At 64.6% G+C, this 6,883-nt stretch carries 5 protein-coding genes and 1 pseudogene; all 6 read right to left on the bottom strand.

The annotated features are described in order from the left end of the window. A pseudogene (locus tag NKH91_RS28865) lies at positions 1-422 on the bottom strand (transposase); the annotation flags it as partial. Positions 423-457: 35 nt separating this feature from the next. After that, the gene (locus tag NKH91_RS28860; protein WP_352885541.1) at positions 458-2,005 is read right to left on the bottom strand and encodes a xylulokinase; all 1,548 of its coding nucleotides are present in this window, start codon (positions 2,003-2,005) and stop codon (positions 458-460) included. A gap of 20 nt (positions 2,006-2,025) precedes the next feature. Further along, complete coding sequence (locus NKH91_RS28855) at positions 2,026-3,348, bottom strand: NAD(P)H-dependent oxidoreductase (RefSeq protein ID WP_023716797.1); 1,323 nt, start codon at positions 3,346-3,348, stop codon at positions 2,026-2,028. A gap of 224 nt (positions 3,349-3,572) precedes the next feature. After that, positions 3,573-4,679: a mandelate racemase/muconate lactonizing enzyme family protein gene (locus NKH91_RS28850; protein ID WP_352845934.1), complete on the bottom strand. Its 1,107-nt coding sequence runs from the start codon at positions 4,677-4,679 to the stop codon at positions 3,573-3,575. 50 nt (positions 4,680-4,729) lie between these two features. Continuing rightward, positions 4,730-5,467 (bottom strand): GntR family transcriptional regulator, encoded by a 738-nt coding sequence (locus NKH91_RS28845; RefSeq protein ID WP_352845937.1) that lies wholly within the window; start codon positions 5,465-5,467, stop codon positions 4,730-4,732. A gap of 256 nt (positions 5,468-5,723) precedes the next feature. Further along, on the bottom strand, positions 5,724-6,878 hold the full coding sequence (locus tag NKH91_RS28840) for an efflux RND transporter periplasmic adaptor subunit (protein WP_023716800.1): 1,155 nt from the start codon (positions 6,876-6,878) through the stop codon (positions 5,724-5,726). Positions 6,879-6,883 lie beyond the last annotated feature (5 nt).

Genomic DNA, 6,883 nt, shown 5'->3' with positions numbered 1-6,883 from the left:
CGAGGCCGGCCTGCCAAGAGCGCCATCGCTGACGCCTGCGGGCAATATCGGCGCGCGCCTGCTCAAGGGCGAACAGCGTTTTTTTTGAAGCTCAGGCCCTCGCGCCTCAAGAACATCCAGACCGCGTTGTGCGAGACCTTGACCCCGCGTGCGGCCAACTCATCCTTCAGACCGTGCAGCGTCAGATGCGGTGTCTCACGCAGACGCGCCTCGATGAAGGCACGGTGCGGCTCCAGCACCCTCTTGCGATGTCCGCCCATCTTGCCAGGCGCAACCGAGCCAGTCGCCCGATGGCGCTGCAACAACTTCACCGCTGCCGAAACCGAAATGCCGAACCGTTTCGCGGCCGACCGGCGGCTCTCGCCACCCAAAACCGCCGCTACAACACGTTCGCGAAGATCATCCGAAAGCGGTCGCGTCATCCGATGCTGGCCTCCACTCCAGCCAGCATCTTGAATCACAGAACCGACTGATCGGGAATCCCCTTCGATTCCGTCAAATCAGGAACCGCTCTAGTCGCGTTGAGAGCACTCAGCCGCACGTGGATATCGCGCGTCGCTTGATAGAGATCGCGGTAGATTGCCTTGCGGCCGCGATAGCCGGCAACAAGTCCATCCACCGGGTCGACATGCATGGTGGGAGCGGCAGCCATTGCCTTTGCGGCGGCTTCCGGCGAGGCAAACCAGCCGACCGCGGCGGCCGCCAGCATGGCGGCGCCGAGTGCGGCGGCTTCGTTGACCGGCGAAACCGAGATCGGCCGCTCGAGCGCGCTTGCCATGATCTGCATGAGGAGTACGCAATTGGTGCCGCCGCCGGCGGCAATCATCGCCGCCTGTCCGCCGGCCTGGGCTTCCATGGCCTCGGTGGCAACGGCCTGCTCGAAGGCGATGCCTTCCAGGACAGCGCGGAAAAGATGCTCCGGCCGGTGGTCGAGCGACAGGCCGACAATGGCGCCACGCGCGGCACCATCCCAATAGGGGCTCATGACGCCGGCCCAATAGGGCATGACGAGCAGGCCCTCGCTGCCAGCGGCAACCTCCAGCGCCGCTTTCTCCAGTGCTGCCGCCGACGGCGAACCGGTCGTGCGGACAATCCAGTCGACCAGTTGCATGCCCGAACGCAGCACTGTCTCCAGCATGAAACCGGAACCGGTCGGCGAGACCAGCGTGCGAAAGGCGTCCGAGGTTTTCACCTTGCCGGAATAGCAGCCGCTGACCACGCCGGAGCCGAGCGAGAGATAGCTCTTGCCTTCGCCGTAGACGCCCATGCCGAGGCCCATCGCCTGGCCGTCCCCAGCGCCGGCAACGACCGGCGTGCCGGCCCTCAGGCCGGTCAGTTGCGCCGCGGTTGCGGAAAGCCCGCCGCAAATTGCGCCCGGCGCGACCAGGTCGGGCAATTGCTCCATCTGCAGTCCGGCGGCCGCAACGAGGCGGGGATGCCAGGTACCTCTCTCGACGTCGAGGAGCCCGAGCGGATCCGCACTTGCGGTGCTGGTGACCAATCGCCCGGTCAGCCGCTGGACGAAGAAACCGTGCACGTCGACCAGTGCCGCTGCCTGGTGAAGCACCTGAGGCTGGTGTTCGGCAAGCCAGGCGATGGCGTAGAGCGCCGGCGTCGGGTCCGGCGGCTTGCCGCTCCAGTCGCGGATCGCCTCGCGGCCGAGTTCGGCCGAAAGCCTGATAACCTGCGGCCGGGCGCGTTCGTCCAGCCACAGGATCGCCGGAATAAGTGGTTTGCCGGCGCTGTCGACCAGCGTGAAGGTCTCGCGCTGGTGGGCAATGGAGATCGCCGCCACGCGGAAAGCGCCGACCGCCTCAGCAACCTGCTTCAATGCGCCAAGCAGCGCCGTCCACCAATGTTCGGCGTCCTGCTCGAAATGGCTGGGCTTCGGATTTGAAAGCGGATAAGTCTCGCGCGCCTGGAACAGCTCCTCGCCGTCGCGGGTGAAGGCAATCGCCTTCACGGCCGTGGTCGAGGCGTCGATCCCGATTACGATATCGTCCATCAGGCGGAGATCCGGCGGGGTCAAGCCGCGTTGGTAGCGAACCGTCCGTCCGACTGATCGAGACGACGGCGGATCTGGGTTATCACCATCGAATCGTCGGGTACACAATTTTCATAGGTCAGGAAATCGCCGATCTTGAGCGGCTTGACCACCTTGGCCCGTTCGGCAAGGCCGAGCGGCAGCGCGCCCCGGGCGCGTGCATCTTCCCATGTCATGGCGAAGCCGCGATAGTCGTTCTCGCCGATCATGCCGAGCGACTGGCCGACGCCAAGATCGCTCTTGGCAACCGCCACCGCCTCGGCGACCGGACGGTCGAGCGGCTCCATGTCGGCCCGTTTGTAGACGACGGCGCGCGCCGCCGACAGCGGCACTTCCAGGCTGGTCAGATGATAGGGCCGGAAGATCGTGAAATAGGGGCCTTTGCCGACCTTGAGGTCGATCATGCGCTCCAGCACGCGCGGATGCTGGGTCTCGATGATGCAGAACACGCCGGGCGCCACGCCCTTGCCGATCGAATAATCGACCACGCCCTTGCGATGCAGCACGCCGCCATCCTCGCGCGGGCAGAGCACGCTGGCGAGCTCCTCCAGCGTTGCGGTTGGGCCGTGCATGCCCGGCACGTCGGGCACCAGGCCGGTGGCATTGGCGATCGCCACCATTTCGATGGCCGTCTTCGAGCCGTCGACGAATTCGACCAGCATGCGCGCATTCATGTTGCGCTCGGCCGCTTCTTTCTCGTAATCGGCCGGCATGGCGTCGATCTTCAGCGGATTGTTCTTGCCCTTGCCGGCGGCGATGATGTTGAAGCCGAGGCTTTTGGCAAAGCCGATGATCTCCAGCGTGCAGGCCGGCTCGTCGCCGGCGGCACCGGTATAGACGACGCCGGCCTTGCGTGCCTCGTCCTTGAGGAAGCGGCCGATGGTGATGTCGGCCTCGACATTGAGCATGACGATGTGCTTGCCGTTCTTCATCACTTCCAGCGCGAACAGCGTGCCGATATTGGGATTGCCCGTCGCGTCGATGATGACGTCGATCCGGCCAGCCGCCGCCAGCGCGTGCAAATCTTCGGTCACCGCAATCTTGCCGGCCTCGATGGCGCGGTCGATCGCCGCCGCATTGCCGGCCTGGACGATGTCGGAACGGTCGTGGCCAGCGAGCAGCGCCGCGTCGATCGCTGCCTGCGGCCTGACCTCGGAAATAGCGCCGATCCGCATGCCCGGCATCAGTGCCACCTGGACGACGATGTCGGTGCCCATCTGACCGGCGCCGGCAAGCCCGATGGTGATCGGCCCCTGCTGTTCAGCGCGCTGCAGAAGTTCCGCTGCAAATTGCGGATGGGACATGTCGCTTCCTCCAGTTCTTGACGCGCCGCAGCGTCCAATCAACGTTTTGAACATTCCTATTTCCAAATGAAAAATATTTCAACCCGCAATTGGGACATTCCCGCTCTGGAATGGCCGATCGCTTGGGGTCAGCTGCCGGTCAGGGCACGACCTCTGCAGGTAGCCGGACGGCGCCGACCGATGCGGGTTGCTCGACGTTGCCTTGAGGTGGCGCGGTCTCTACCTCAGCTGCCGATCTCGAAGAAGGGCGCGCCGAGCAGGTCGGGAACGACATCGATGCCAAGTCCCGGCCCGTCCGGAATGCCCATGCGGCTGCCCGAGACCGGCGGCATATTGGATCCGGTGCGCACCGTCACCCATTCGTGGAAGGCGATGGCGTGCAGCCGGCGCTCCTCGGGCGTCGACAGCGACAGATGCGCCATGGCCGATGTGTCGATCTCGGCGCCGCCAGTGTCCTCGACGGTGATCATGAAGCCGAGATCGACGGCGAGGTCGCGGATTTGGCGCGTTTTGGTCACTCCTCCGAGCCGCGAGATCTTCAGCGTCAGCCCGTCGGCAGCGCCCTTGCGGTGGATGTCGAGCATGTCGTCCAGCGAGGCGACGGATTCGTCGAGCACCATCGGTTTGTCAAGCGAGCGGCGCACCGACATGCATTCGTCGATCGTCGTGCAGGGCTGTTCGAACGTGTAGTCGATGGTGCGCGTCGCATCCACGAACTGGCGTGCCTGGTAAGGCGTCCAGCCGGCATTGGCGTCGCAGAAGATGACGGTGCCCTTCGGCACCGCGGCGGCGACGGCTGTGACGCGTTCGATGTCGTCATGGACGTTGCCGCCGACCTTGACCTGCAGTCGATGAAAGCCGTCTTTGACGATGCGCTTGGCAAGTGCAGCCATCGCGTCGACCGTGCCATGGGTGACGACCTTGTAGAGTTCGGCCGTCTCGCTCTCGCGTCCGCCAAGCAACGTAACCAGCGGCACGTCGGCGGCGCGCGCCGCGAGATCCGAGCATGCCATGTCGAGCGCCGACTTGACGTAGGGATGGCCCTTGAACACCGTATCCATGAGCCTGTTGATCCCGGCAAGCCCGCGTGGGTCATGGCCCATGAGATGCGGCGCGATCTCGACGACGCCGGCGCGCGTGCCGGCGGCGAACGCCGGCGAGTAAAAATTGCCGAGCGGCGCCATCTCGCCCCAGCCGGTGAGCCCGCTATCTGCGGTGACGGCGACGATCACAGCGTCGAACGCATCGGCGACGCGCCCCTTCGACATCCGGTAAGGTCCGTCCACAAAGGGCTGCACGACATGGTAGGCTTTGATTGTTTTGATCTGCACGTCTTCTGTCCGTTGTCTGTGTTCCGGGATGACCGCCAAACTTGTCGGGCTCAGCCGCCTTTGGGCCGATTGCGCGTTAGGCCGGCACGATCCGCGCCGGCGCCCTTTGAGCCACGCTCTTCCAACTCGCGCGCATAGGCGAGCAGTTCCTCGAAATCCAAATCGATATGCTCCTTGGCGTGGCGCTGTGCAGCGCGCATGTCGCTGCCCTTGAGCAACTGCACATAGCTTTCGTGAGCGTCTTCGGCAGGCACCGGCTCGTTGCGCGCCCGCTGGTGCAGCGCAAAATACATCTGCAGCCGGCTGGCCAGCCGTTGCCAGGTCTCCAGCAGCACCGAATTGTCGGCCCATTCGTGGATCAGGCCATGCAGTTGCAGCGCCGTTTCGATCTGTCGCGTCGTGTCCAGTTCGCGCGTCGCCTGCTTCACCGCCGCATGCCGCCGGTCCATCTCGTCGAAGAAGCGCTGGTCGCGAAGCGGCCAGGTCCGCTCGATAGCGAATTCGTCCAGCACCTTGTTGAGCGAATAGGCATCGTCGATGTCCTTGGCGGTCACCTCGATGACGAAGGTTCCGGCGTAGGGGATGCTGGTCAGGATGCCTTCCTGCACCAGTTCGCGCATCGCCTCGCGCAGCGGCGCACGGCTCACCCGCATCTGCTCGGAAATCCTAAGTTCGTTGAGCTTCTGCCCCGGTTCCAGCTGGCCGGTCAGGATCGCGCGCCGGAGCAGCGCCACGATCTCGGCCCGGCGTGTCGTATCCGCGATCGGACTGAAATCCAGCGTTGCCATCCGGCTGCTCCAGGAGACCAAAAGCAACACAGCAGATTGTCGACAATCTAACAAGAGGTAATTGCGGGTACAGGTTCTCCGCTGGCCAGCTGCTTGCGGCAGACGGGTACGTCACGGCGCGCTCTACTTGCGCCTTCATGGCTCCTGCCAAGGTCGAGTGTGCCGATGAGGCCGATCTTGCCGACCCTGCTCAGCAAAAACGGCGCCCTCGGCGTGGGAGCCGAAGGCGCCGCGGGACCGGACCTGATGGGGGTTATCAGGTGGCCGGTTTCTGGGGTAGCGGCGAGACCGGCATTCCCGGACCGATCTTCTGCAGATTGCCGGTGATCACCTGGTCGCCTTCGGCTACGCCGCTCAAGATGGCCACCTGATCGCCATTGGTCGGTCCGAGCGAAACGATGCGCTGGTCGACGGTGTTGTCCTTGCCGACGACATAGAGGTATTTGCCGAGCTGGCCTGAGCCGAGTGCCGTCTGCGGTACCATCAGCGCATCGGGCTGCTCTTTGACGTGCAGCCGGACGCGGACATACTGGCCGGGCAGCAGGGTGAACTTGCCGTTGCCGACCGTCGCCCGTGCCGTGATCGTGCCGGTCGAGCGATCGATCGTGTTGTCCATGAAGGTAAGATCGCCCTTCTGGCGAGGTTCGGTTTCACCGGGAAGCAGGACGTCGACACTGATCGGTCCCGCGGCCCGAGCTTCCTCGATCTGGGTCAGGTCCGTTTCGCTCGGATTGAAGGTGACGTAGATCGGATCGAGCTGCACCAGCGAGTTGAGCACCGTGCCGGCAACGCTGACCAGCGTTCCGACGGAAGCCTGGCTGCGTCCGATGCGTCCCGCGAATGGAGCACGGATTTCGGTATAGCTCAAATTGAGCTCGGCGGTCCGCAAGGCGGCCTGGTTCACGGCGAGCGAGGCCTGAGCCTCGCGCAAGGTGCTGGTGCGCTGGTCGAACACGTCCTTGGCGAGATAGCCGCTCTTGGCGAGCTCGCTGCCGCGCCCGAGATTGGAGCGCGCATAGTCGAGTGTTGCCGTGTCGCGCTGGATCAGCGCCTTCGCCTGCTCCAGGGCAGCCTGGAAATCCTCCGGGGCGATCTTGTAGAGAAGGTCGCCCTTTGCAACATCGCCGCCGTCGGTGGCGACCTGCTCCTGCAGATAGCCCGGCACGCGCGCCTGCAGCGTAATGCTGCGGATCGGCTCTACCCGGGCGGCGTAGTCGAGATAGATCGGGATCGTCTTCTTGACGACGCTCACCACCGGCACCGGCATGACAAAGGCTTCCGGCTTGGGTGTCGCCGCCCCGGCCGTGCCGGCGTTGAGGCTGAGACTGCCCATGTCGAGCAAGTGAACGCTCGCTATCGAAATCGCCCCAAGGGCGACGGCCGTTCCCAGCGCGATTTTCCATTTACGCATGATCG

It is taken from the genome of Mesorhizobium sp. M0894, assembly GCF_040319725.1.
Taxonomy (GTDB): Bacteria; Pseudomonadota; Alphaproteobacteria; order Rhizobiales; family Rhizobiaceae; genus Mesorhizobium.
Note: the sequence above shows the minus strand (reverse complement) of the source record. Positions and strands in the feature narration are given on the sequence as shown.